Here is a 26306-nt window from a genome sequence, read left to right as displayed (position 1 = left end):
GCGGGCGCGCGAAGCTGTGAGGCCACTCAACCCCTGGCCGCCCGACCGCGCCTGGGAGTCCGCCGAGCACCGCATCGTCCGCGCGCGGGTCGGCGCCGGGTCTCGTCCGCCGCGCGCGACGACGGCCCCTCGGGCCGTGTCGGGCGCCGAGCACCGGTTACGGTGACCGGGTGCGCGGACCACGGACGACGGAGCCAGCGCCCGACGACGACGCCGACCGCGCGCCGGGGGCCGTGGTCGTCGTGCCGCCCGACCCGCGGCGACGCCCCGCCCGCGCGACCCCGTGGCGTCGCGTCCTGGTGGGCGTCGTGCTCGCGGCGGTGCTCGGCGGGGCCGCGGTCGCCGCTGCCGGGACGCTCGTGTCGCAGCGGACGGCCGAGCGCTTCGCCGTCGAGGACGCCACCCGCGACACCGCCGCCGTCGCCCGGGCCGTCGTCGAACCCGCACTCCGCGACGCGATCGCCGACCCGGACGCGGACGCCGACGACCGCCGGCGCGCGGTGGACGCCCTCGACCGGGCCGTGCGCCGTGCCACCACGGCGAGCGCCGCCGTCCGCGTCAAGCTCTGGGCTCCGGACGGGACCGTGCTCTGGTCGGACGAACCCCGGCTCACGGGTGAACGGTTCACCCTGTCCGACGAGGACCTCGAAGCGCTCGCGGAGGACCGGTCCGACGCCGAGGTGTCCGACCTGACCGCTCCCGAGAACCGCTACGAGCGTGGGCAGGGGCCGCTCCTCGAGGCGTACCAGGCCGTCCACGTGCCGTCCGGCGACCCGCTGCTGCTCGAGGTCTACTACCCGTACGACGACGTGCTGGCGAGTTCCGCGTCGCTCCGTTCGGCGTTCGCGGCACTCGCGTTCGGTACGGTCGCGGTCGTGCTCGGGTTGCTCCTGCCGGTGCTCCTGTGGCTGCTGCTCCGCCTGCGGTCCGGCCAGCGGGACCGCGAACGCCTGCTCGTCCGTGCACTCGACGCCGAGACCGCCGAACGTCGCCGGATCGCCGCGGACCTGCACGACGGCCCCGTCCAGGACGTCGCCGGGCTCGCGTTCTCGCTCGGCGCCGTCGCACGGGGCGCGACGGGCCCGACGGCGACGGCACTCGACGCCGCCGCCTCGACCCTCCGCGGGGCCGTCTCCGCGCTGCGCTCACTGATGTCGGCGGTGCAACCGGCCGCCCCGGACCGGGACGGCCTCGGAGCCGCGCTCGCCGACGCCACCGCACGCGCCCACGCCTTCGGCATCACCACCGTGCTCGACGTGCCCGACCGGGTGGACGCCCCACCCGCAGCACTCGCGGCGGCGGTCCGGTTCGTGCGCGAGGCCGTGGCGAACACGGTGCGCCACGCGGGGGCCTCGATGGTCGAGGTGGTCGTCCGACGGCAGGACGGCGACCTGTCGGTGCGGGTGACCGACGACGGCGTCGGCTTCGACCCGGTGCCGGTGCTCGCGGCGCGCCGGGAGGGGCACCTCGGCACGACACTGCTCCGACAGGTGGCCGAGGACTCCGGTGGGTCGCTGCGCCTGCGGACCGCGCCGGGCGCCGGGACCACGTGGGAGCTCGCCCTGCCGACGGAGGCCGACCGGTGGTGAAGGTGCTGCTCGTCGACGACCACGCCCTCGTCCGCAACGGGCTCCGGGCGGTGCTCGACACGACGGCGGACTGCACCGTGGTCGGCGAGGCCGGCACGGGCGAGGTCGCGGTGGACCTGGCCGCGGACCTGCAGCCGGACGTCGTCGTGATGGACCTGTCCATGCCGGGCGCGGGCGGGGTCGCCGCCACGGCCGCGCTCCGGGAGCGGCTCCCCACCGCGCGGGTGCTCGTGCTCACGACGTTCGCGGACGACGCCCGGGTCCGAGCCGCCCTGGCGGCCGGGGCCACCGGGTACCTGCTCAAGGACGCCGACCCGGACGACGTCGTCCGGGCCGTGCGGGCGACGGCGCGGGACGAGGTGCCCATCGACCCGCGCGTGGCGCGGAGTCTCCTCCCTCGCGGCGGCGAGGACCGGGCGGGGTCCGGCACGGCTCCGGACGGGCCCGGCACGGCTCTGGACGGGCCCGGCACGGTCGGTCCGGTGCGCGGCGACGCCCACCGGGACGGACCGGACCTGCCCCCGCGCGAGCGCGACGTCCTGGTGCGCCTGGCGCGCGGCCTGTCGAACCGGCAGATCGCCACCGAGCTCGGCATCGCCGAACGGACCGTGAAGGTGCACGTCGGCAGCGTCTTCCGACGGATCGGGGTCGCCGACCGGACCAGCGCCGCGCTCTGGGCCCGCGACCACGGCTGGTGACGCCGGGCCGGGGTCGTCCGTCCTTCGGGTACTAGTACCAAGGTCCGATGGTGCCGTCCCGCCGCGGCGGCGACGATCGTGCTGAGGGGACGCACCGCCCCCGAGCACAGGAGGCACACCATGGACACCACGACCACCCACCGCGGCCGCACCGCGGGTCGTCGCACGGCCGGCATCGCCGCCACCGTCGTCGCCGCCGCGGTCGCAGCCGTCGCCCTCGTCGGGGTCACCCCGGCGCAGGCGTCCGGCAAGACCTCGACCGGCGGGGACTACGCCGTCACCGTGAACGGCACCACGACGAACCCCGCGGTCGGCAAGGACTTCCGACTCCGCGACACTGCGGTGTCCGGCACGATCGCCGTCCGCGGCAAGCACAACGGGTTCGACATCCGGCTCGCCGACCTCGGGGTGTACGACTACACGCTGACCGGTGCGCCCGACTCGCAGCGGATGGTCACGAAGCCGACGGTCGTGTTCGCGTCGAAGGTGCCCTCGCTGACCACCGCGCAGCTCGCCGGCACCCGGCTGTCGTCACTCGAGGTCCGCGACGACACGCTCGTCGCGGTCTTCAGCACCGGCGCCGGCAAGTTCAAGATCCAGGCGAAGGACGGCGCGCAGGGCGGGGTCTTCCAGATGGAGACCGAGTTCGCCGGCCCCGTCACCTTCACGCACACCCTCGGCGCCGGGCTGTTCTACTTCGTCAACCCGTACACCGGCAAGGTCAACTTCGGCGACGGCACCGCGGCGGTGACCTCGGGCACCGACGCGCACCAGATGCTCCTCGGCAAGGACTCGCCGCAGGTCGCGACGAAGACCTCGCAGACGGCCACGACCACGACCTGGACCGTGCAGCCGGGCGGGCGCATGGGCGGGGTGCTCGGTGAGGACGCCGTCGAGCTGAGCGCGGGTGCGACGAACTGCACGAGCGACTGCCAGGCGCAGAACCAGGTCCGCGGCTCCCTGCCGGTGCCGCCGGACCCGGTGGACCCGACGCCGATCGCGTCGCGCTGACGCGCGGACCGACGGACGGGAGGCCCGGTACCAGCTGGTACCGGGCCTCCCGTCCGTCTCGGCGTCCCCTGCGCGTCAGCGCGGGATGACCGAGAACAGGAACTTCTTCCGCACCATGTACCAGACGAGCAGGATGAGCACCGTGTGGGTGATGGTGCCGATCCAGACGTTGCCGTAGTCGACCGGGATCGACGCGATGACGAGGGCGAAGAAGACCTGCCACACGAACACGTAGAGGCTGGCCTGCCCGAGCGGGATCCACAGCCAGCCGATCACCGCGTTCACCGGCTTCCAGAACACGGTGAGGATGGCGTACGACACGATCGCGAAGAACGCGATGTCGACCAGACGACCCCACTGCAGGTCCACGCGCTGGTACGCCGTGTTGTAGAGCTCGCGGTACATGTCCGCGGGGAACGGCACCGGGGTGAACCCGAACCGGTCACCCGCCCAGACGTAGACCAGGAACGCCGCGTACCCGCAGACCAACACGCCGACGAGCACCTTGCCGAGTCGGCCGGTGAGTGCGTGGGTGATCTGCCGACGGTGGTACCCGAGCACGAGGCCGTGCGTGAACACCACCTGCCAGATGAACAGCGGGAACACCGCGTCGAACTGGGCGTTGACCGGCTTGAACGCCGGGTTGAGCACCTGGAACACGTAGAGCGCCCAGCTCGCGATGAGCAGCGCCCACCAGAACCTACGGCGGATGATCCACATGAACACCGGGATGAACAGGCTCAGCACCACGAACAGGCCCATGATGTTGAACGGCCAGGGGCCCATCTCGAGCAGCAGGAACTGACGGATCGCGTACCAGGGCGGCGGGTAGGCGAGCAGCTGCATCGCGTTCGGGTACAGGTCGTAGACGCGGCCCTCGGCCCGGACGCCGTCGGTCCCGGTCCCGCGGTCGGTGAAGGTCGTGATCGCGTCGGTGTTCAGGAACGGGATGAAGCTCAGCGCGAAGACGACGAGGATGACGACGAGCGTCACGACGTACTGCTTGCGCGCCCGCTTGAACGCCCCGATCGCCGATGCCCACTCTCCGAACCTGGCGACGCCGAGCGGGTAGACCATGCCGAGCACCATGCCCGAGAGGAACACGAACATCTCCGCTCCGGTGATGGCGCCGACCGCGTGCAGCGTCAGGTACGAGTACGGGCCGGAGACCTCGATGTGCGTGATCACCACCGCGAGGATGATGAACCCGCGGAACAGGTCGAGTCGGAGATCACGTCCGGGCTTGCCGTCGTCGGGGTAGCGCCAACTCGGCACGAGCCGTCCGAACAGCCCGCTCAGCACGAACACGACCGCGAGGCCCGCCGCCAACCAGACGATCCACGCCATCTGGTCGCCACCGGTGTCGAGCTGCTGGTTGGTCGCCTCGGCGCCCTGCTGCGGGGTGACCCGCTCGGTGACCGGTCCGAACACGAAGTGGTCGGACTCCTGCAGGTCGGTGCGGAAGGACCCGGCGACCCCCGGGGCCTTGGCGAACCGCCAGTCCGCGGGCCGGTTCCCCGCCTCGGGCTCCCGGCGGATGGCGTCGACGTACGTGACGCCCGTGATCTCCGGGTGCTCCTGGACGGAGGCGATGACCTGCCGCCACCACCCCTGCTTCACGGGCAGTTCGGCGTCCCCGCGGAGCGAGTGGTCGTAGAGCGCACCGGTGTCGAGGAGCATCGGGAGGTCGCGTCCCTCGGCGAAGCGCTCGGTGAACGTCTCCGGCTGCGGCTGCTGGTAGCCCCAGCTCTCGGCGAACCGCTGGGCGACCTCGTCCGCCTCGGGGACGTCGTTCCGCGTCAGCGGGACGTCCCGGCCGGCGGCCTGCGTCGCCGCGCCCTTGCCGAAGTAGAACATCGACAGGCCGACCCAGTCGACGGACGCATCGCCCGGCCAGTAGGGCAGGTACGGGTCGTCGGCCTCGGTGAGCTGACCGTCGCCGTTCGTGTCGAGCTTGTCGGTGTCGGTCGCGGACAGGTCCGCCAGCCGGCCCGCCGACGAACCGAACGGGTAGCCGGCGCCGTAGGAGGGCTGCCACACCATGCGGGCGTCCGAGTCGCCGGCGTGCACCTGCGTCGCGAGCGTCCGGAAGGCCCGGATGAACTGCGTCGGCTGTTGCCCCCACCGCACCCACGTGCCGTTCATCTGCGGGGCGAACCGGACCAGCAGCTGCGTGTCGTACTGCCGGTGGATCTCCTGCAGCAGCGCGTTCGCCCGGCGTGCGTCGGCCTTCGTCAACGACCGGAGCGCGCGGTCTGGCTCGAGGCTCACCACGAGGACGGCGCCCTGCGCGGCTGCGGCGCGGGTCGCGCGGAGCAGTTCCCGTTCGGCCGATCGGTCGACCGGGTACGCGATCTCGACGCCGTACATGGAGGGCGTCGCACCGAGTCGCCCCTCGTAGCCGTCCGGGGAGTCCGAACCCCAGTCGAGGTCCGGCCCGAACCAGGTCCTGCCGCTCGCCGGCTCACGGACACCGGACGTGACGGCGTCGGCGGGCAGCGCTCCCCCGAGCAGGAGCACGCCGATCGTCACGAGCAGCGCGACGGCCTTCCCCACGATCCGGCTCACCGAGCGCACACCAGTGTCCAGACGTTGCGGCCACCCTGGTGGGTGTGCTCGAGGCGGTCGAGTGCGGCGATCGCCAGGGCCAGCCCCCGGCCGCCCTCGTCCTCCGGGTCCGCCATGGTGACCTCGCCCAGGTCGATGTCGACCGGCATCCCGTTGTCGGACAGGACCGCGACGAGGTCGTCACCGTCGGTGCCGAGGTCGAGCAGGAACCGTCGTCCCTGGTCGACGTCCGACCGACGGGTGTGCTCGATCACGTTCGCCGCGATCTCGACGAGCGCGGTCTCGAACCGGAAGCGCAACGAGGCGTCGTCGATCCCGAGACCGTCCCACCACGACCCGAACGTGTCCTGCACCGTGTCGAGGGACGCCGGCACCGCCGGGACGTCGATGCTGGCGTGCGCGTTCACAGGGGTCCTCCGACCGTGGTCGACTCATGGGCCAGGGGCATCTCGGCCTCGGGCCCGCGGTAGCGCACGGCCCGGATGACGATGCTGAAGATGAACAGGTCGAAGACGACCCAGGCGGTGTTGACGAGCGGCGCGATGCCCTCGGCCTGCCCCGCCAGGTACCGGATGACGATCATCACGAGCGCGGCGACGAGTGCCCCCATCGCGATGAGCTGCGGCCGGACCAGGTCCCACCGGGGGCGCGCCTCGGACTCGTCGCGCACCTTCGGCGTCACGCGGAACCCGAGCGGCTTGCCCCGGAAGACGTTCTCGAACGCGCTCGTCACCGACTCGATCCAGACCGGGAAGAGCGCGAGCGAGTACTGCTGCCCCCGCCACGTCGGTCGGCCCGCGGCCACCACCCAGAACAGCAGCTGGTTGAGCACCAGGAACGGGATGAGCCGTGCGAAGAAGTCGACGCTGTACGCCTGGACGGGCACCACGCCGAAGGACAGGCAGAGCACCGGTGCGGCGATGTAGACGACCGCGGCGAAGCCCGACAGGTAGCTCCACATCGTCGAGAAGTACATGAGGCGCTGGCCGAACGACAGGCCCTTCTGCACGAGCGGGTTCTCGCGGAAGAACACCTGCATGGTGCCCTGCGCCCAGCGGAGCCGCTGCACGAGCATCGTCTGCAGGTCCTCGGGCGCCAGGCCCTTCGCGAGGATCTCGTCGTGGTACGCCGACTTCCACCCGAGACCGTGCAGGCGCATGGCGGTCGCCATGTCCTCGGTCACCGAGATCGTCGCCAGCGGCATGATCGGCTGCGCCTCGTCGTCGCGGTTGACGTCGAGCGCACGCGTCAGCACCGCGATCGCCTCGATCGCGGCCACCGGCGACGCGTCCCGCTGCCCGAGGACGTCGAGTGCGGCGTCGTCGAGGCCCGCGAAGGTGTTGGCGTCGGTGGACATCGCGGCGAGTTCCTGGAGGTCGGCGCGGACCGAGTCGAGGTCGGACGCCGCGAAGCGCCGGGCAATCGCGTCGATGCCACGCTGGAACCGGTACGTGACGTCGCCGAGCGGCTCACCGGCGGCGATGTCGGCACGGGCCTGGTCCACGACGACCTCGGCGTCGTCGAGGGCGACGAGCACGCGCGGGTCGGTCTCGGTCTCGCGCGCGCGGCCGAGGAGCTTCTTCGCCGTCTTGACCGTGCGCTGGACGCTCGTCTCGACCTCCCGCACGTACCGGGTGATGCCGAGCTGCATGAGGGCCTCACGCCGGAGGATCGCGTTCGACCCGCAGAAGAACGCGGCGTTCCAGCCGTCCTTCGACTGCTGGATCGGGCCGTAGAACAGGGGTGCCTGACTGCCGAGCGGGTCGGAGTCCGGGACGTTCTCGAACCACTGGGGCGTCTGCACGAGTGCCATCCGCTCGTCCTTGAAGTACCCGAGCGTCCGGTCGAGGATGGCGGGGTCAGGCACCTGGTCGGCGTCGAGGATGAGCAGGAACTCGCCCTGCGTGGCGAGCAGCGCGTTGTTCAGGTTGCCGGCCTTCGCGTGGCGCGGTCGGTCCACCCAGTCCTTGCCGCGCGTGATGACCCCGAGGCCCTCGGCCTCGGCGGCGGCACGCATCTCCGGGCGGTTGCCGTCGTCGAGGATCCACGTCTCGTGCGGGTGCCGGATCGCCTTCGCGGCGCGGGCGGTGCGCATCACGAGGTCGATCGGCTCGTTGTACGTCGTGATGAAGACGTCGACGGTCACTGGGTCGCGCGGCGGGGTCGGCGGCTCCCCGCGCTCCCGGAGCTTCCACGCCCCGAACGCGAAGAGCACCGAGTCGATGACGCTGTACGTCTCGGCGAGGATGAGCGGCACGGCGATCCACCACGAGTGCCAGTTCACGGACGCCACCCACCGCCACGCGATGTAGTTCAGGCCGGAGACGGCCGCGAGCACGGCGACGGTGCGGACGGCGACGAGGCGGCGGCGGCGGGTGCCGACCTCGAGTCGCCGGCGGTCCTGCCGCCCGACCTCGACCGCCGTCATCGACGTGCCTCCGGTGAACCGTGAGTGCTGTGCACGGCGTCCCCTCCTGATCCCGGCGACCCGTGCGCGCGGTTGCCGGGCACGGGAGTGGCAGCGGGGTCGACGGCGGGTCCGGGTCCCGTCGGTCGCTCCCCTGCGCTCGACGTCGCCCCCTGGCGACGTCGACGTGCTGTCCTGTCTACCGCAGGCGAGCGACCACTGTCAGCACCACGCCCCGATCTGGGGACGCCCGCGTCCCCGCTCCCCGGTGTGGACCGACCACCCGTCCTAGACTCGCGTCATGATGTTCGGGCGAGCACGGCGGAGCGCGGAACCGGTCGACCTCGGGTCGCTCGACCCCTGGCGGTCCGACGCCGTCACCGCCACGTGCGTGCCGCTGCCGATCGGCCGCAAGGGCAAGACCATCCCCGGCGTCATGCTCTTCGACGGGTCGGTCTCCCCGGTGTTCGCGGTGCGCGAGGTGCAGCAGCTCGTCGACCACGACCTGAACACCGCCGAGAACGTCAACCAGCCGCCGATCGCCTTCCTCATGTGGCCGGACGACGCTGCCGACGACTCCCCCGCCGGGCGCTGGCTCCGGGACGCTCCCGCCGAGAGCCTCACGCTGCTCGTCGACCCGCTGGAGACACCACCGACCGTCCAGTTGCAGGGCGACGCGCTGGCGTCGTTCCGCGACTGGGTGCACACCCTGCCCCGCTGACCGCGCAGCGGCCACGGGGCGCGGTCCGTCTCGCTCGGGCGACGTGTGCCGACCCCGTGGTCGGTCACCGCGATGTGCGACCGGAGACGAGCCAACGCACGTGCGCCCCGCACACCGAGCCGGCGAAGCTGCACATGATCCACGGCAGCAGCGGCGTCCCACCCGTCGAGGACGCGGGTGAACAGGGACATCGCGCCGAAGATCCCCACGACGAGGAGCAGCGACGCCGTTCGCGGGCACGGTGTGCTCCGTGTCATGACCCCGACCCCGCCCCTGCGATCAGGTCCGACGCCCCCGCTCGGTGACCCAGCGGAGGTGTGTGCCGAAGACCGACCCCGCGAAGCTCGCGAGGATCCACGGTGGCAGCGCCACGCTCCACCCGTCGAGCACCCGGTTGAACAGGAACATGGCTGCGAACATCGCCGCGACGAGCACGAGTCCCGACCACCCGGGTCGGAGCAGGGAGAACGCCACGACCCCGAGCAGGAGCCCCCCGACGAAGCCGACCGCGAGGTACGGTACCGCCCTGCCCGCCTGGTCCCCGACGACCATGATCGGGACGAGCAGTCCGATGCCCGCTCCGACCGCTGCGGCGACCAGCGTGACCGGGTGCTGTCGCTGGCCTCGCCACTTCTTCACCATGGTGGACGAGGGCGCGCCGTCGCTCGCCCTGAGCGACGACGAGCCGTTCCGCTTCACCCGCTGGACCATGTCCCTCCCAGGCCTCACTGAGGCCGACCGTTCACCGTTCGTCGTCCGCGCCGCTCCGTGCCCTGCGGAGTCGTCGCCGTGCCGCCCTGCCGAACTCGACAGCAACCGCTGCGAGGAGGAGCCACATGATCGCGGATCCCCGGATGAGCCCTCCGACTCCGATCAACAGGATGAAGACGGCAGGGATGGTGAACGGGATCAGCGCTCGGAGAAGGACCTGCCGAGGTTCGAGCAAGCCCAACAGGAATCCGAAGACGAAACCGATCGCGCCGGTCGCAGCCGCGACTGCCACCGGGACATGCGCGAGCCAGATCGTCACCCAGCAAGCGACAGCGATGACGAAGACCAGGACCGCGATCCTCCACGACACCGCACGTCCTGTCACCTGTCTCCTCTCATCTCGCTGCCCAGCAAGCATCTCGGACTCCGTCGGTCACGGCGTGGTTCGCTGCGTCCAGTACGCCGCTGGTGGACCGGTTAGGTCCCGGACCTCAGCGCGCCTCGACGGGTTCGTTCCCCCCAGACCTGACCATGTCCGAGGACCGTTCGGTGTCGGTCACCGGTGTGCGCGATCGGCGACGAGCCAGCGCACGTGCGCCCCGAACACGGAGCCCGCGAAGCTGCACATGATCCACGGCAGCAGGGCGGCATCCCACCCATCGAGGACGCGGGTGAACAGGAACATCGCGCCGAAGATCCCCACAACGAGGAGCAGCGACGCCGTTCCCGGGCGGAACAAGGCGAATGCGGACGCCGCCCACACGAGACCCGCGATGAAGCCCACCACCAGGGACGGCACGAGCACACCGGCGTGCGGGCCCGCGATCCCCACCGGGACCGCGATCCCCACGACCAGGAGGCAGACGGCAGCCACCAGGTTGACCGGATGCTGTCGCTGTCCTCGCCAGGGTCTCGTCTTCGTCATCCCGGCCACAGTCCCCTGTCCTCGAGTGCTCCGTGCAACGTGTCGGTCGCGATGCTGGTGGCGCCACCGACGGCCGCCGAAGTGCGGAGCCGGACAGCGTTCGCCGTACCACTGAAGATGCCGTCGAAGGTCCGGACGTTGTTGACGGCCAGGTGGTTCAACGAGCTGCTCGACGACTGGCCGCCGGGGATGAGCGTACCGCCCGCTCCCGTGGCCGCGTTCCACGTCGCGTCCCATCCGGACAGCCCCTTGCCGCCGACGAGGTCACCGGCAGCACCACCCGCGACGCTGCTGGAAGCCCCGAACCCGAGCGTCGCGACGCGAGCCGTCACCGATTGGGTGGTCTGCCCGAACCGCTGCGCGAACGTCCCACCGGCCGGACCAGCCAGACTGCCGAGCGCAGAACTGGCACCACCACCGACCATCTGTCCGACGAACTCGCGGTTGTCCCACTCGCCGTCGTGGTTCATCGCGTAGGAGACGCCGCTGCTGGCGGCACCGGCGACACCGTTCACCGAGGCATTCACCGCTGCTGCGCCGGCCGTACGCGACGCCGACGCGGCGGTCGCAGCCCTCGCTGCAGCGCGGCCCGCCACCATCATCCCGCCGCCGCCGAGCGCACCGGTGATCCCACCGACCGCCGTGTCCACCCCGACCTGCCCCCAGTCGACGGTGCCCTTGGTCGCCTTCTGCGAGGCGGTCGAGATCGCCCCGCTCACCATCGCTCCCGACGCGGCCATGAGCGCGATGCCCGCGGGTCCGCCGACGCCGGTGAACAGCAGCGCCACACCGATGCCGACGCCGACCGCACCGACGACCCCGGCGGCCACGTACTCCCAGTGGCTCCCGTGCTCGTCCTGGTACGCCTGCAGGTCCGCGTCCGTCGCCGGCCGGAGGCCGAGCGGGTCGACCGCGTGCAGCGGGTCGTTGCCCGCGTACGCGTAGGGGTTCCCGGCCCAGGCGGTACCGGTCACGGCGGGCAGCGGGTCGACGGACAGGAAGCCGCGTGCCGCCGGGTCGTACACCCGGGCGCCGAGCCACTCGAGTCCGGCGACGGCGAGACCGCCGGTGGCGCTCAGACCGATGCCGGCCGGGAGGCCCGGGGCCGCGTCGGACAGATCGGTCGCGGCGGACGGGCCGGTCGCGGCGGACGGACCGGTCGCGCCGAGCGCGCCCGTCGGTCCGCTCACGCGCCAGGGGTCGGCGAGGTCGCTCGCGCGGGCCGGGCGCCAGGTCGGCGCTGCCCATGCGTCCCCGATCGCGGTGATGCCGCCGGCCAGGCCGAGGACCGCGGTACCCCCGATGGACAGCAGCGACGGGAGCGGTGCGGCGCTGTCCCACCAGGTCTCGACGCCGTCGACCTCGATCGGTTCGCCGAGGACGTCCACCCGGATCCGGTGCCCGCCCGTCTCCGTGTAGGACGCGTCACGTTCGACGACGCCGGCGAGGTACCCGAGGTCGTCCCACGCGTACTCGGTCGTCGAGCCGTCCGACGACGTCCGTCGGACCCGTCGCCCGAGCCCGTCGGAGACGTACTCGACCCGTGCGCCGGTCGCGCCGTCGGTGCTCGCGAGGAGCTGGCCGGCGGCGTCGTGCTCGTGCCGCAGGGACGTGCCGCCGGAACGCTCCGCGACGAGTCGTCCGGCGGCGTCGTACTCCCAGGTGGAGACGGTGCCGTCCGGGCGTCCGGCGCGGACGAGCTGTCCGGCGGCGTCGTGCGTGAACGAGGTCGTGCCGTCCCCGTGCACGACCGCGCGGATCCGGTCCTCGGCGTCGTGCTCGATGCGGGTGGCCTCGACGCCGTCGGTCGTCGTGGTCGTGTGCGCGACGAGTCGCCCGTGCTCCCAGCTCCAGGCGTGCACGACGTCGCCCGCCGCCGCCTGAACCGGCCGGCCGACCGGGTCGAGGACGAACGAGACGTCGGGCAGGCCGGCCCGCTGGACGCCGACGACCCGACCGGCTCCGTCACGCCGGTACACCGTGCGGGTGCCGTCGGGGTCGGTCCGGGCGGTCCGGCGGCCGTCGGCGTCGTACTCCCAGCGCACGGCGCGGTCACCCCGGCTCCGTGCGACGAGCAGCCCCCGTCGGTCGTACCGGAGTTCGTGGTCGAACGCGCGGCCGGCCCCGCCGCTGTGGTCGGTGACGACGACGCTCCGGGCCGCCCGGTCGACGCGGATCTCGGACACCGTGTGCCCGTCCACCGCCACGGTGGTCCGTCGGCCGCCGTCCTCGAACGTCCACGTGGTGGAGCGCCCGTCGGGGTCGGTCTGCGCGGTCTGTCGACCGGCTGCGTCGTAGGACGCCGTCGTCCTGCGGCCGAGCGGGTCGGTCACGGCCACCACGCGGTCGGCCTCGTCGTACTCGTACCGGGTGACGCCGCCGAGCGGGTCGGTGACGCTCGTCACCCGTCCGCGGAGGTCGTGTGCGAACCGGGTCACCCCGCCGAGTCCGTCGACGGCCTCGACGAGCTGCCCGGCGGGGTCGTAGCGGAAGCGTCGCTGCCCGGACCGGACGTCCTGCGAGCCGACGAGACGGCCGGCGGCGTCCCAGCGCCAGCGGGAGGTGCCGGAGCCCGGGATGGTCCGCGACACGGGTCGACCCATCGCGTCGTACGCGGTGCGTTCGACGTCACCCGTGGGCTGGGTCCGCGTGACGACCCGGCCGTCGGCGTCGTACCCGAGCTCGGTGCGGGCGCCGAGGGGGTCGGTGCTCGCGACCGGACGGCCGCACACGTCGTACTCGTAGGTGGTCCGGGCACCGGACGGCTCGACGACCGCGGTCACCCGGCCGGCCAAGTCGCGTTCGAGACGGGTCAGGCCGCCTTCGCCGTCGACGAGTTCGACCGGGCGTCCGCAGCGGTCGTAGGTGACGAGCTCGGCCGCGCCGTCCGCGCTCGCGACCTCGACGGGGCGGCCGTACTGGTCGGAGCGCACCGTCGTGGTGCCGAACACGTCCCGCAGGGTGGCGACGCCCGTCGCCACGTCCGTGCTGCCCTCGACGCGGACGCCGGTGGGGTCGGTCACGCCGGTGACGTCGCCGTTCCGGTCGTGGTCACGGCGCCACACCTGCCCGGCGGGGTCGACCGTCTCGCGGAGGCGGGACAGCGGGTCGTGGACGAACGTCCACCGACCGCCGTCGGGCAGGTCGAGCGCGGCGAGGTTGCCGAGGTCGTCGAAGGTCCGGGAGGTCGTGCGTCCGAGGGGGTCGGTCGTGCGCTCGAGCTCGCCGTTCGTGCCGTACCCGTGGGTCGTCCGCGCGCCGGTCGGATCGGTCACCGCGACCAAGCGGGTCCCCTCGTGCTCGAAGGACCACACGGCGCCGTCCGCGTCCCGGCGCGAGGTCACCCGGCCGGCCTGGTCGTACCGGTACTCGGTCCGCGCGCCGGACGGCATCACCACGGCGGTCGGGCGTCCGGCGGCGTCGCGCTCGACCCGCAGGACGTCGCCTCGGGCGTTCCGGGTGGCGACGAGCTCACCGTGTTCGTCGTGCTCGAGCTCGACGACCACCCCGGTCGGGTCCACCGCGCGACGCAGGAGTCCCCGCTCCCAGGTGAGTTCGGTCCGCCCGCCCTCGGGGTCGACGACGACGGAGGGGTCCCGGTCCTCGCCGACGTACTCGTAGGTGACGACGGAGCCGGTCTCGGTGACGACGGTGGTCACCCGGTCGAGCTCGTCGTACCCGTACGTGACGTCCGCCCCGGAGGGGGTCACGGTCCGGGTGCGACGGCCTCGGGCGTCGACGGCGTGGACCGTCACCGAACCGTCCCGCGCCGTCACGGAGACCAGGCGACCGCGGGCGTCGTAGTGCATGGACTGCCGGACGTCGTCGGTGTCGACGACCCCGACGAGACGTCCCTTGGCGTCGGAGACCCAGGTGTTCGACCGGCCGCCGTCGGGGTCGGACACGACCGTGACGCGACCCGGCAGGTAGGCGAAGCGGACCGTGCGCCCGTGCGGGCTGACCTGCTCGACGACCCGTCGACGGTCGTCGTAGGTGTTGCGCGCCTCGACGACACCGTCCTCGCTCACGACGGCGACGACGAGACCGTCCTCGTCCCACTCGTACGTCCGGGTGCCGGTCGGTCCGGAGACGGCGACGAGACGGCCGGCGTCGTCGTAGGCGTACTCCACCCGGCGGCCGTCGGACCCCCGGGCGACGACGACACGGCCGTCGAGCGTGTCGAGGTCGATCCACCGCCCGCGCTCGTTCGCGATCCGGGCGACGCTGCCGTCGGCCGCGCGCTCGACCCGGATCGTGGTGCCCGGCCCGGTGCCCGACGCGAGCCAGACGCCGGACGGGCTGAACGCCCACCACCCGCCGTCGCTGTCCCGCACGACCAGGCGGTCGCCCTCCCGTCCGAGCCGGACGTACTCGTCCACGGCCATGGCCCAGCCGTCCCCGTCCCGCGGGAACCGGAGCACGCGCCCGTCGGCCTGCGTCAGGGCGGCTCCGTCGTCGTCGACGTCGAGCCGTGTCCCGAGGACGGACGCCCAACCGGGTCCGAACACACCGGTCCGGTCGTCGAGCGAGTTGTACATGCGGGTGAGGCGGAGCTGCTCGGACGCCCCGGTGAAGCCGAGGTCCAGTTCCGACTCGAGGAAGTTGCCGGTGGCCGTGTTGACCGGGTCCATCGAGTACCCGGTGGTCGGCGGCGCGCCGAACGCCTGCGGCGGTTCGATCGTCAGGCCGGACCGCTCGGCGGAGACACCCGCGCCCTGCAATGCGGCAGCCAGTGCCACGTCCGACACCGTCGACACCGAACCACTGCCGCCTGCTGCCTCGAAGGCCGCCGCGACCGTGTTCGCCCAGGCGACGTCGGTCTCGTTCGCCTCGAGCCACCTGTCGATCGCGGTCGCGAGCCCGTGCGCGCTGATGGTGCCCCACTTGCAGCGGGCGGCGAAGTCGTCGAGCTTGCCACGGAGCGCTCCGCCCCGGCCCGACAGCTGACCGTTCAGGCTGGCCGACCCGGTGGCGAACGAGCGCAGGTCGTCCGGACGCGCTGAGGACGTCCCACCGCCCCCGCCGCCACCGGAACCGGGTGCCGGCGTCTGCCGGGCGGTCACGGCCGGGTTGCTCGTGGGGAACACGGGCACGGGCTCGGGCGCCTCGGTCGGCGGCTTCTCCTCGCCGAAGAGCCAGTCGTGGCCCTGCTCGAACCAGTTGCGGTTGTCCTGCTCCTCCTGCCAGTCGCGGGCGCGCTTGCGACGGGCGTTCTCCTGCTCGGCGGCGGTCTTCAGGATGCGGACCCACCCGGCGACGTCCCGGAGGGCGGCGGTGAGCCGGGTCGCGTCGCCGGACGCCGTCGTCGCGTTCTGGCCGAACAGGTCGGCGAAGTGCCCGCGGAACTCCTGCGCGGCGGTGCTCACGTACGACGAGCGGCTCCCGGCCTGGCCGTCGATCGCGTCGGCCGAGGACGTCAGCTCGGCGATGAGCGCGTCGGCGGTGCCGTTGTCGAACTCGAGCGGTTCCGCTCCGTGCAGGTCGGCCATGATCTGTCCCCCGGTCGTCGTGCTGGTCGTGCTGGTCGTGCTGGTCGTGCTGGTCGTGCTGGTCGTGCTGGTCGTGCTGGGCGTGCTGGTCGTGCTGCGCGCAGGTCACGCCACGGCAGCCCGGGACGACAGCAGCCCGGGCCGTCGAACGCGTCGACGACCCGGGCACTGTCCGGCGGTGTTACGCGCCGCCACCCGCGGTGAAGATGTCCTGCGAGATCTTGTCGAGCTGCGTGCGGAGCTGCTCGAGCTCCGTCTTCGCCTTGTCGAGCGCAGCCTTCGTCTCCGGCCACGTCGACCCGCGGAAGTTCGCGGCCAGCGGGCCGTCCCACACGTTGGAGTCGGACAGGATGCGGCCCTGCGCATCGAGCTGCGAGATCTGGTCCGTGAACCCACCGTTCACGATGGACTGGATCTGACGGATGGCGGTCTTCGCCTGTTCGGTCGAAAGCACACGCGACATGGTGAACCCCTCTTCTCTTCGTACCTGCACCCCCGCGCAGAAGATCCCCCGGAGGCTCTGACGGTGACCACAGTACCGAATCCGGTCGCAGGTGCACCAGGCGGTGCACAGGAACGACGGGAGGCCCGGTACCAGTCGGTACCGGGCCTCCCGTCGGCAGCCGGTCGCCTGCGCGACCGAGCGGGTCAGTCGCGCGGGGAGCGCGGCCCGCGGGCCTCACGGTCGTCGCGGTACCCGCGACCACCGCGGTCGTCCCGGTCGCCGTAGCGACCTCCGTCGCGGCGCGGGCCGCTGTCGCGGCGGATCGGACCACGACGGTCCGGCTGGATCTCGATGAGCTTGCCGCTGATCCGGGTGTCGCGCAGGCGGTCCAGGACGTCCGACCCCATGTCGGACGGCAGCTCGACGACGGAGAAGTCCGGACGGATCTGGATCGCGCCGAAGTCGTCGCGGCGCAGGCCGCCCTCGTTGGCGAGCGCACCGACGATCTGCCGGGGCTCGACGCGGTGACGACGGCCGACCTCGATGCGGTACGCCGTCATCGGGACCGAGCGACGACGTCGGTCGCCGCCGTCGCGCTCCCGGTCGCCGTCCCGGGCGGGCCGGTCGTCGCGGCTGCGGCGCTCGTCACGCTCGGCCTGCTGACGGACGCGGTCGTCGGACGGGTCGAGCAGCAGCGGGGTGTCGCCCTGCGCGACCACGGCGAGTGCCGCGGCGACGTCCGACTCGGGGACGTCGTGGTGCTCGACGTAGTGTCCGATGATGTCCCGGAACGCGGTGATCCGGGACTGCTGCTCGAGGGCCGCGGTGATCGCGTCGTCGAAGCGGGTGAGGCGGGTCGAGTTGACGTCCTCGACGCTCGGCAGTTGCATCTGCGTGAGCGGCTGGCGCGTGGCCTTCTCGATCGCCGAGAGCAGGCGGCGCTCGCGCGGTGTGACGAAGCTGATCGCGGCACCCGAGCGGCCCGCGCGCCCGGTGCGCCCGATGCGGTGCACGTACGACTCGGTGTCCACCGGGATGTCGAAGTTCACCACGTGCGTGATGCGGTCGACGTCGAGCCCGCGGGCGGCGACGTCGGTCGCGACGAGGATGTCGAGCTTGCCGGACTTGAGCTGGTTGACCGTGCGCTCGCGCTGGGCCTGCGCCACGTCACCGCTGATCGCGGCGGCGGCGTACCCACGGGCGCGGAGCTTCTCGGCCAGGGTCTCGGTCTCGCTCTTCGTGCGGACGAAGATGATCATGCCCTCGAAGTCCTCGACCTCGAGGATGCGCGTGAGGGCGTCGACCTTCTGCGGGTACGAGACGATGAGGTACCGCTGGGTGGTGTTCGCCGAGGTGGTGGTCTTCGCCTTCACCGTGATCTCGGCGGGGTCGTTCAGGTACTGCTTCGAGATGCGGCGGATCTGCGCGGGCATCGTCGCGGAGAACAGCGCGACCTGCTTGGTGTCCGGCGTCTCGGCGAGGATCGTCTCGACGTCCTCGGCGAAGCCCATCTTGAGCATCTCGTCGGCCTCGTCGAGCACGAGGTACTTCAGCTCGGACAGGTCGAGCGTGCCCTTGGCGATGTGGTCCATGATGCGACCGGGCGTGCCCACGACGACGTCGACGCCGCGACGCAGGGCGGACAGCTGCACGCCGTACGCCTGACCGCCGTAGACGGGCAGGACGTGGACGTTCTTCATGTGCGACGCGTACTGCTCGAACGCCTCGCAGACCTGGAGCGCGAGCTCACGGGTCGGGGACAGCACGAGCGCCTGCGGCAGCTTGGCGCCGGACTCCATGCGGGAGAGCACGGGGAGCGCGAAGGCGGCGGTCTTGCCGGTGCCGGTCTGGGCGAGGCCGACGACGTCGCGGCCCTCGAGCAGGGTGGGGATGGTGGCGGCCTGGATGGCGGAGGGGGTCTCGTACCCGATCTCCTTGACGGCCTTCAGGACGGCGTCGCTGAGCCCGAGGTCGGCGAAGGTGATCACGGGCTCCTCGTCGACGGCTTCGGTGGGGGTGTTCGTCTCGGTGCTCATAGGAGGAACGGTATCCCGTTTTCCGACCGCACCCCAGACGGCGCGGGGCGGAGCGGGCGGACGGGAGGCCCGTGGCGGCGTCGCCCCGGGCCTCCCGTCCGTCCCGTGGTCGGCTCAGACGACCGACCAGCCGCCGTCGCTCGGCAGGACCGCTCCGTTGACGTTCGCGGAGTCGTCGCTGAGCAGCCAGGTGATGGCGGCAGCGAGCTGCTCCGGCTGCGCCACCGGCGGGATCGTGGTCTGCATGATCGGGCCGACCCGACGGGCGGCGTACTCGCTGCGCATCGGGGCCTCGATGTTCGTCGCGACCGCACCCGGCGCGACCGCGTTCGCGCGGATGCCCTGCGGCCCGTGGAAGAACGCGACGCTCTTGGTGTAGCCGGCGATGGCGTGCTTCGATGACGTGTACGCGGCACCCGCGGCGGAGGCCTTCAACGCGGCCTCGGAGGCCACGTTGACGACGGACCCCCGGCCCGCGGCGATCATGAGCGGGAGCACGGCGCGGGTGAGCCGCATCGGCCCGGTGACGTTGACGCTGAACACCCGCTCCCACGTGCCGTCGTCGACCTCGTCCGGCGGCAGGAACGCGTCCATGATCCCGGCGACGTTCGCCAACCCGTCGACGCGCTCCCCTGCGGCGGCGAGCAGCGCCTCGATCGTCTCGGCGGCGGCGACGTCACCGACGACGGTCTCGACGTCGAGTCCGGCGCCGTCGACGAGCTCGTTGCGGAGCGCGTCGAGCCGGTCGGCGACGACGTCGGTGGCGATCACGCGGCCGCCTTCGGTGGCGATGCGGACGGCGGTCGCGCGGCCGATGCCGGAGCCCGCTCCGGTGACGATCACGGTGCGGCCGGCGAACCGGGCGGAGGACGGGCTGGCAGGTGCGGGGTCGGTCATGGTGTCTCCTCGTCGAGCGACCGGCGGGCGGGTCCCGACGGTCGACGGTGGTCCGTCGCCACAGTTCTAGCACTCAGTGCCGGAAGTCACCAGGGCACGGGGCAGGAGCACCGTCGTGGCAGGATCGGCGCATGGCAGATCGGCCGACCGGGCGACCCCGCACGATCGACCCGGACCGGGTGTCGCTCGTCGCGCTCCGCCTGTTCGACGAACGCGGGTACGACCTCGTCTCGATGGACGAGGTCGCCGCCGCTGCCGGGGTCAGCCGCCGCTCGCTCTTCCGGCTCTTCCCGACGAAGGCGTCGCTCGTCTGGGGTGGCCTCGACGAGTTCGCCGAGCGCCTCACCGCAGCCCTGGACGCCCGCCCGGCCGACGAACCAGCGCGGGCCGGTCTCCGCACCGCGTACCGGGCGGCCGCGACCTTCCCCGACGCCGCGGTCGAGACGACGCGGCACCGACTCCGGGTCATCCGGGCGAACCCGACCCTGGCCCGCGAGGCACCACGGTTCCCGGCGGGCACCGAGGAGCACCTCGTCCGGTTCGCGGCGGAGCACGACGGGGTCGAGCCCGACACGCTCGCCCCCGCGGTCACCGCCGCGGTCATGGCCGGAGCGGCGACCGCGGCCCTCCGGTGGTGGGCGGAGCAGGACGACGGTCGACCCGAGGACGTGGTCGACCGGGCGCTGCGCGACCTCCCCTGACGCCGACGGCGGCGACGCCGCCGAGATGGTTGCGTCGTGGAACTATCGGGTGTAACTTTGCATGGTCTGCAAGGTTTCACGGCGCGCAGCAGCCCTCGCGATCCGTCCGGATCCCGGCCTCCGCCCGACCTCGACACCGCCCGACGACGCGTCCGCCGCCCGGGCACACCGAAGAAGAAGGACCCCCATTGTCAACAGCCACCGCAGCGACCCCGGTGCAGGACGGGCACGCCACGACCGCTGGCGCGCCCGGCCAGCAACCCCTGATGACCCACCGGCAGATCCTGCTCGTCATCTACGGCCTCATGGCGGGCATGTTCCTGTCCTCGCTCGGACAGACCGTCTTCGGCACCGCGATCCGCACCATCGGTGACGACCTGCACGGCCTCGACCAGCAGGCCTGGGTCACGACCGCGTACCTCATCACGTCGACGATCGCGACGCCGATCTACGGCAAGCTCTCCGACGTCTTCGGCCGCCGTCCGCTCTACATCTTCGGCATCGTGGTGTTCATCCTCGGCGCCGTGCTCTCGTCGATGTCCACGTCGATGCTCATGCTCGCGGCCTTCCGTGCCGTGCAGGGCATCGGCGCCGGTGCGCTCATGTCCCTGCCGCTGGCGATCATGGGCGACATCCTCGCCCCGCGCGAGCGCGCCAAGTACCAGGGCTACTTCCTCGCCGTCTTCGGCATCTCCTCGGTGATCGGCCCGCTCATCGGCGGCCTGCTCGCCGGTGCGTCCGAGATCCTCTTCATCACCGGTTGGCGCTGGGTGCTCCTCATCAACGTGCCGATCGGCATCGCCGCGCTCGTGATGGTGATCGTCTTCCTGCACCTGCCGAAGGTGCACGACACGAAGGACAAGCCGGTCGTGGACTGGTGGGGCGCGACCGCGGTCATCGTCACGCTCGTCCCGCTGCTGCTCGTCGCCGAGCAGGGCCGCACCTGGGGCTGGGGCTCTCCGGCCGCGATCGCGAGCTACGTGATCGGCGCGGTCGGTCTCGTCGCACTGCTGCTCATCGAGTCGAAGATGGGCGACGCGGCGATCATCCCGCTCAAGCTCTTCCGCTCGGGCACGTTCTCGATGGCGACCGTCATCGGGTTCCTGGTCGGCTTCGCGATGTTCGGCGCCATGCTGACCATCCCGCTCTACCTGCAGATCGTCGTCGGCCTGACCCCGACCGAGTCCGGGTTCGCCACGCTGCCGCTCGTCGGCGGGCTGATGATCGCGTCGATCACATCGGGTCAGATCGTCGCCCGTGTCGGTCGCTACCGGATCTTCCCCGTCATCGGCACGTTCCTGGTGTCCGCCGGCTACGTCGTCCTGACCTTCATGACGATCGACAAGCCGCTCTGGTTCCTCATGATCGGCATGTTCCTCATCGGTCTCGGCCTCGGTTCGGTCATGCAGTCCCTCACGCTCGCGTCGCAGGGGTCCGTCGAGGCCCGGGACATGGGCGTCGCCACGTCGTCGGCCACGTTCTTCCGGCAGATCGGCGGCACGCTCGGCACCGCCGTGCTCCTGTCGATCCTGTTCTCGGTGATGCCGACGAACATCGTCCACGCGACGGCGGACAAGGCCGACCTGACGTCGGCACTCGACGCGGCACTCGACCCGCGGGTCGCCAGTGCGAAGGCGAACCAGGGCGTGATGGACCAGATCTGGGACCCGATCGTCACCCCGATCCAGGACAGCATCGGCTCCGGCCTGGCACGCGGGACGACCGCGGCGAAACAGGCCGCCGACCAGGCGGTCACCGAGCAGGTCACCGCCGCCGTCCAGGCGCAGGTCGCCGCCGGCGCGCTCCCCGCAGCCGCCGCCGAGACCGTCATCGCGCAGCAGGTCGCCGACGCCACCCCGCAGGCCGAGGCCGCCGCGCTCGCGACCGCCGCCGACCAGGCGCACGCCAGCGTCGTGGACGGGAAGCTCGCCGTCGACTGGACGGACGCCGGTCAGCGCACCTACTGGGTCGACCAGGTCGTCCCGGACCTCGCGAAGCAGATCGAGCAGGGCGCGAACGACGACTCGAGTGCATCGGCCACGAACGACACCTCGTTCCTGACCGGCGCCGACAGCCGCCTGACCCGCCCGTTCATGGCCGGCTTCAACGCCTCGTCCGTCGCGATCTACTGGGTCGGACTCGGCGTGATCCTGCTCGCCTTCGTGCTCACCTGGTTCTTCAAGGTCCCGCCGCTGCGGCAGCGTTCGGCCCTGCAGGAGCAGGCGGACATGTCCGCGCAGGCACAGCTCGAGTCCGAGGCCGGTCTCGCCGCCGCCGAGGCCGGCTCCTTCACCGGTCCGATGACCGGCTCCACGCCGACCCAGCGTCGGTGACCACCCGGGCCGCCCGTCCACTCGCCGTCCCCTCGGCGGTGTGCGGGCGGCCCACCCCCGTCTCTCCCCCACCGGAGGTCGCCCCGTGAGCACCACGGCAGCACCCGCACACCCCGACGGCACCGAGCCGTGCACGCTCCGCGAGCGCAAGAAGCAGCAGACCCGTCAGGCGATCCACGACGCAGCCCTCACCCGCGTCACCGAGCAGGGGCTGGACGGGGTCACCGTCGAACAGATCTGCGCGGACGCCGACGTCTCGCCCCGCACGTTCTTCAACTACTTCTCGTCGAAGGCGCACGCGGCGATCGGACTCGACACCGTCGAGGTGCCGGACGCGGTGCGGGACCGGTTCGCCGCCGCCGACGGCCGGCTGGTGGACGACGTCTGCACCCTGGTCGCGGAGACGGTCCCGCTCTCCGCCGACCGGGCCCGGGCGAAGGAGCTCCTGGTCCGTCGCCCCGAGATGACCTCGATGGTCATGCGCTGGATGGCCGAGTCCCGACAGTCCCTCGTCGCCGCGGTGACCACCCGGACCGACGAGGACACGGCGCGCACGGCGGTCGCCCTGGTCATGTCGGCGCTGTCCGAGGCGGCGCACCGCTTCTCCGTCCGGTCCCAGGCCGAGCTGGCGGTCCGCCTCCGCGCGGTCGTCGCCGAGATGGTGGCACTCGCCGCCGAACCGGCGGCCGCCGCCCGCTGACGGCACGCCGTGCGCTCGTCCCGGCCGTCGGACGCCCGACCGGCCGAGGCCCGGACCGTCGGACGGGAGGCCCGCCGCGCTCCCGCCCCGCGCCTCCCGGCCGTCAGGAACGTCGGTCCGGCCAGCCGCCCGAGCGCCGGCGGTCCCGGAGCTCGCGGAGCAACGCGCTCGGCGTCGTGCCCCGCTCCTCCCGGAAGAGCTGCTGGAGGCGTCGCGGCCGGAGGCCGGCTGCCGCCGCGATGTCGGCGACCGAGCACGCGCCGTCGAGGTGCGCCTCGATGTAGGCGACGGCCCGGCGGATCCGCCACGACGACCGCCCGTCGGGGCGCTGCGACGTCGATGCGCGCAGCGTCGCCGAGGGGTCCTCGCCGAACCGCGCACGGTAGGCGAGGGCGAAGCGACTCGGGTTCGTGAACCGCCACGCGCGAGCGACCTCGAGCACGCTGTTCGGGGACGCTCCGCGGAGGAGCTCCCGCCGGACCTCGTCCAGGCGGTGGTCGCGGAGGAAACCGTTCGGCGTGACGCCCAGCGTCCGGGCGAACACCTCCTGCAGGCCGCGCTCACTGAGTCCGGCTGCGGCCGCGATGGCCGGGACGGAGGGGCGGTCGCGTGCGTGCTCCTCGATGAACGCGATGGCGTCCCGGATCCGGCTCGCGGTCGGGACGTCGTCCCCGCGGTCGCGGACGGGGAAGGTGTCGAGGACGACCGTCGCGAGCCGCCGGTTCAACGCCGTCCGCATCGCCCCGCGCACCCGGTCGTCCATGAGCGTCGGGCTGACCTCACCGAGCAGGCGCCGCAGCGGGCCGTGCCGCGCGATGCGTTCGTCCTGCTGGTCGAACAGCACCGGTCCCGTCGGCATCCGGAAGCCGAGCTCCGCCGCGGTCTTCCGGAGGAAGGCGTCCGAGATGTGCACACCGTTGTAGACGGTGCCCTCCGACGCGAAGCGGTACGCCTCGGATGCGGACGCGATGTAGGGGGTGCCCGGCTCGATGACCCGGGACCGGTCGGCGAAGTGCATCTCGAGGCGGCCCTGCTGGAGCCAGAACAGCACGTGGTCGTCCCGCGGCCCGATCACGCCACCACGACTGCCGCCGTGTGCGTTCATGGTGCGCAGGGTGAGGTCGGCGTCGCCGATCAGGAAGTACTCGTACCGGGTGCCCTCGGTCGCGAACGCCTCCGTGACCGTGGCGGTCGCCCCGACGTCGTCCCGACCGGAGTACTCGGAACGGAAGATCGCCGTGTAGTCCGCTCCCCCGGCATCCGTGAACCGCTGTCGACGGAACCCGTTGTCGTCGTCGGTCGGTGGCACCACGACATCATCTCATCCAGGAAACGCGGATCGAGACCGTCATCCACCCAGCGTCGGTCCGGGTCGTGCGGGCCGGTCCGGGTGCCACGGTCCGGCCCGGCCGGTCCGTGCGCGAGCGGTCAGCCCCGGAAGAGCGGCGCCCAGAACGCGTCGGGGCCGTCCTGCTGCACGGCGTCGCCGTCGAACCGGAACCCGTAGCCGCCCACGAACGCCGCGGCGGCGGTCAGCTCGTCGACCCCGTCGTCCTGCGTGCGGTCGAAGAGGTGGACACCGTGCCCCATCGGAACGCCGCTGTCGCTCACGATGGTGAGGTCCCAGCGGCCCTCCTCGGCGCGTTCGATGCGGACGACGGCGGCCTGGTCGGCGGTGAAGTCGGACATGGACCGAGCCTACGCACGCACGCCGCACGCGGTGCCGCGGGGCGGCGGTCGGTGCCCGTCTCCCGCTGTCGTCAGGCCCCGGTGAAGAAGTCGGCGTAGGTCGGCTCGGCGGGCATCGACCCGGAGGTCCGGCGGGAGACCATCGCGTCGATCTCGTCGGGGTGGCTGAGGCCGCGGCGGTGCCACTCGTCGGGCTGCCGGCGGAGGTCGTGGAGGGAGGGACGGATGCGCTCGTTCACGGTGCGCTCTTCCTGCTGGTGCGCTGGTCCCGATGGGTTCGGAGGCGCACGGACAGCATCCCGCGTGGGCTCCGCAGCACCAACCCGCGGCCGTGCGGGAGTACGCCGTCCGGACACCGTGTCCGCTGTGCGCACCGGCCGGGGACGCACGGGCTCCGGCAGCGTGCCGGGGACGGTCCGTCAGACGCTGCGCCGGCGGCGGAGGGTCGCGGACGGCGGTTCCCCGAAGGTGGCCGCGTAGGTGCCGGAGAACCGCCCCAGGTGCCCGACACCCCACCCGAGGGCGACCGCGGCGACGGTCGTCGTGGCCGGGTCCGCGGCGGCGAGCTCGGCGCGGACCCGGTGCAGGCGCACCTGCCGCAGGAAGTGCATCGGGGAGGCACCGGTGTGCCGCCGGAACGACGCCTGCAGCGACCGCACCGCCACCCCGGCCGCTTCGCTGACGTCCGTGATCGTGATCGGCCGCCGGGCGTTCGCCACCATCCACTCCTGGGCGAGGCGCATCGTGGCCGGTCCGCCGTCCAGGAGCCGGGACGGGGGGACCGGGGCGGCGTCGAACATCGACACGACCGCCTCGGCGACCGCGGTGCCGAGGGCCGAGCGACGTGCCCGGGCCGTCGCCGGGTCGAGCAGGTCGCCCGCCGCTCCCGTCACCACGGTCTTCAACCGCTGCAGGGCCGCCGGGTCCGGGTGTCGCGCGAACTGCAGCGGCGCCGGCAGGTCCCCCTGTCGCGCGGCGGCCACCGACTCGAGGAACGCGCGGTCGAACCGGATGACGTGCTGCACCGTGGGCGCGGCGTCGAAGGCGAACGCACGATCGGCCGGGTACATCACCGGGACGCCGGGCTGCATGTCGACCGGGTTCGACGAGGCGGTGTCGAGCCGGATGCCCGGTGCCGATGCCCACGCCAGGACGTAGTCGTCCCCGGGCTCGATGGTGCCCCAGCGACGCGCGGCCACGGAGGACGTGCCGAGGGTGACGGCGGCGTCCCCCACGATCCGGTACCGCCACGAGAAGCCCTCGGCCGCGGCCTGGCCGATCGAGATGTCGCGGCTCGAGTAGACACGTTCGTAGAACGCGACCGCCTCGTCCACGGCCGAGCCGCGACGGTCGACGTGCACCAGGGGTTGTTCGACGGAGTCCATG

21 protein-coding genes are annotated in these 26306 nt (G+C 72.5%); 7 read left to right on the top strand and 14 right to left on the bottom strand.

Translation table 11 applies throughout. The features are described from left to right. Positions 1 to 170: 170 nt before the first annotated feature. The 3 genes from DEI91_RS04885 to DEI91_RS04875 all read left to right on the top strand — a co-directional run bounded on the left by DEI91_RS04885 (position 171) and on the right by DEI91_RS04875 (position 3298). Positions 171 to 1589 carry an ATP-binding protein gene (locus DEI91_RS04885; RefSeq protein WP_111051181.1) on the top strand — a complete coding sequence of 473 codons (1419 nt, stop codon included), beginning with the start codon at positions 171 to 173 and terminating at the stop codon, positions 1587 to 1589. Beyond that, complete coding sequence (locus DEI91_RS04880) at positions 1583 to 2287, top strand: response regulator transcription factor (RefSeq protein ID WP_111051180.1); 705 nt, start codon at positions 1583 to 1585, stop codon at positions 2285 to 2287. The genes DEI91_RS04885 and DEI91_RS04880 overlap by 7 nt, the downstream gene beginning before the upstream one ends. Before the next feature lie 120 nt (positions 2288 to 2407). Beyond that, a complete protein-coding gene (locus tag DEI91_RS04875) occupies positions 2408 to 3298 on the top strand; it encodes a hypothetical protein (RefSeq protein WP_111051179.1) in 891 nt (296 codons plus the stop codon). Between the two features lie 75 nt (positions 3299 to 3373). On the opposite strand, the gene opgC is transcribed toward DEI91_RS04875, so the two are convergent. Genes opgC through DEI91_RS04860 form a run of 3 tightly spaced genes read right to left on the bottom strand, consistent with a single transcriptional unit; the run spans position 3374 to position 8294 of the window. Next, positions 3374 to 5866 carry an OpgC domain-containing protein gene (gene opgC, locus DEI91_RS04870; protein ID WP_146244214.1) on the bottom strand — a complete coding sequence of 831 codons (2493 nt, stop codon included), beginning with the start codon at positions 5864 to 5866 and terminating at the stop codon, positions 3374 to 3376. Continuing rightward, entirely contained in the window at positions 5863 to 6273 is a 411-nt protein-coding gene (locus tag DEI91_RS04865) for an ATP-binding protein (protein ID WP_111051177.1), read from the bottom strand. The genes opgC and DEI91_RS04865 overlap by 4 nt, the downstream gene beginning before the upstream one ends. Next, a complete protein-coding gene (locus tag DEI91_RS04860; RefSeq protein WP_111051176.1) occupies positions 6270 to 8294 on the bottom strand; it encodes a glycosyltransferase in 2025 nt (674 codons plus the stop codon). Before DEI91_RS04860 ends, DEI91_RS04865 begins: the two co-directional genes overlap by 4 nt. 280 nt (positions 8295 to 8574) lie before the next feature. Between DEI91_RS04860 and DEI91_RS04855 the strand changes: the two genes are divergently transcribed. Further along, entirely contained in the window at positions 8575 to 8994 is a 420-nt protein-coding gene (locus tag DEI91_RS04855) for a hypothetical protein (protein ID WP_111051175.1), read from the top strand. Positions 8995 to 9273: 279 nt separating this feature from the next. On the opposite strand, the gene DEI91_RS04850 is transcribed toward DEI91_RS04855, so the two are convergent. From DEI91_RS04850 to DEI91_RS04815, 7 genes are all read right to left on the bottom strand, one after another. Next, a complete protein-coding gene (locus tag DEI91_RS04850; RefSeq protein WP_111051174.1) occupies positions 9274 to 9705 on the bottom strand; it encodes a hypothetical protein in 432 nt (143 codons plus the stop codon). A 31-nt stretch (positions 9706 to 9736) separates the two neighbouring features. Then, the gene (locus DEI91_RS04845; protein WP_146244213.1) at positions 9737 to 10123 is read right to left on the bottom strand and encodes a hypothetical protein; all 387 of its coding nucleotides are present in this window, start codon (positions 10121 to 10123) and stop codon (positions 9737 to 9739) included. A 138-nt stretch (positions 10124 to 10261) separates the two neighbouring features. Continuing rightward, a complete protein-coding gene (locus DEI91_RS04840; RefSeq protein WP_111051172.1) occupies positions 10262 to 10579 on the bottom strand; it encodes a hypothetical protein in 318 nt (105 codons plus the stop codon). A gap of 47 nt (positions 10580 to 10626) precedes the next feature. Further along, positions 10627 to 16119: a DUF6531 domain-containing protein gene (locus DEI91_RS04835; RefSeq protein WP_111051171.1), complete on the bottom strand. Its 5493-nt coding sequence runs from the start codon at positions 16117 to 16119 to the stop codon at positions 10627 to 10629. Between the two features lie 181 nt (positions 16120 to 16300). Next, positions 16301 to 16582 (bottom strand): pyrophosphorylase, encoded by a 282-nt coding sequence (locus tag DEI91_RS04825; protein WP_110823592.1) that lies wholly within the window; start codon positions 16580 to 16582, stop codon positions 16301 to 16303. A gap of 185 nt (positions 16583 to 16767) precedes the next feature. Next, the gene (locus tag DEI91_RS04820) at positions 16768 to 18600 is read right to left on the bottom strand and encodes a DEAD/DEAH box helicase (RefSeq protein ID WP_111051170.1); all 1833 of its coding nucleotides are present in this window, start codon (positions 18598 to 18600) and stop codon (positions 16768 to 16770) included. Positions 18601 to 18714: 114 nt separating this feature from the next. Next, positions 18715 to 19497 (bottom strand): SDR family NAD(P)-dependent oxidoreductase, encoded by a 783-nt coding sequence (locus DEI91_RS04815; protein WP_111051169.1) that lies wholly within the window; start codon positions 19495 to 19497, stop codon positions 18715 to 18717. Between the two features lie 131 nt (positions 19498 to 19628). On the opposite strand from DEI91_RS04815, the gene DEI91_RS04810 reads away from it, so the two are divergent. The 3 genes from DEI91_RS04810 to DEI91_RS04800 all read left to right on the top strand — a co-directional run bounded on the left by DEI91_RS04810 (position 19629) and on the right by DEI91_RS04800 (position 23231). Continuing rightward, positions 19629 to 20198, top strand: a complete 570-nt coding sequence (locus tag DEI91_RS04810; RefSeq protein WP_111051168.1) for a TetR/AcrR family transcriptional regulator — start codon at positions 19629 to 19631, stop codon at positions 20196 to 20198. 266 nt (positions 20199 to 20464) lie between these two features. Continuing rightward, complete coding sequence (locus tag DEI91_RS04805; RefSeq protein ID WP_111051320.1) at positions 20465 to 22531, top strand: MDR family MFS transporter; 2067 nt, start codon at positions 20465 to 20467, stop codon at positions 22529 to 22531. An 85-nt stretch (positions 22532 to 22616) separates the two neighbouring features. After that, positions 22617 to 23231 (top strand): TetR/AcrR family transcriptional regulator, encoded by a 615-nt coding sequence (locus DEI91_RS04800; RefSeq protein WP_111051167.1) that lies wholly within the window; start codon positions 22617 to 22619, stop codon positions 23229 to 23231. Positions 23232 to 23334: 103 nt separating this feature from the next. Here DEI91_RS04800 and DEI91_RS04795 read toward each other — a convergent pair whose 3' ends face one another. The 4 genes from DEI91_RS04795 to DEI91_RS04785 all read right to left on the bottom strand — a co-directional run bounded on the left by DEI91_RS04795 (position 23335) and on the right by DEI91_RS04785 (position 26305). Then, positions 23335 to 24540, bottom strand: coding sequence for an AraC family transcriptional regulator (locus tag DEI91_RS04795; protein ID WP_146244211.1), 1206 nt, complete (start codon positions 24538 to 24540; stop codon positions 23335 to 23337). 119 nt (positions 24541 to 24659) lie between these two features. Continuing rightward, complete coding sequence (locus DEI91_RS04790) at positions 24660 to 24920, bottom strand: hypothetical protein (RefSeq protein ID WP_111051165.1); 261 nt, start codon at positions 24918 to 24920, stop codon at positions 24660 to 24662. A gap of 71 nt (positions 24921 to 24991) precedes the next feature. After that, complete coding sequence (locus tag DEI91_RS16200; RefSeq protein ID WP_181439482.1) at positions 24992 to 25159, bottom strand: hypothetical protein; 168 nt, start codon at positions 25157 to 25159, stop codon at positions 24992 to 24994. 180 nt (positions 25160 to 25339) lie between these two features. Then, the gene (locus DEI91_RS04785; RefSeq protein ID WP_181439481.1) at positions 25340 to 26305 is read right to left on the bottom strand and encodes a helix-turn-helix domain-containing protein; all 966 of its coding nucleotides are present in this window, start codon (positions 26303 to 26305) and stop codon (positions 25340 to 25342) included. Between the last annotated feature and the right edge of the window lies 1 nt (position 26306).

It is taken from the genome of Curtobacterium sp. MCBD17_032 (assembly GCF_003234855.1).
In the GTDB taxonomy this organism is placed as follows: domain Bacteria; phylum Actinomycetota; class Actinomycetes; order Actinomycetales; family Microbacteriaceae; genus Curtobacterium.
This window is presented reverse-complemented; position numbering and strand designations above follow the sequence as displayed.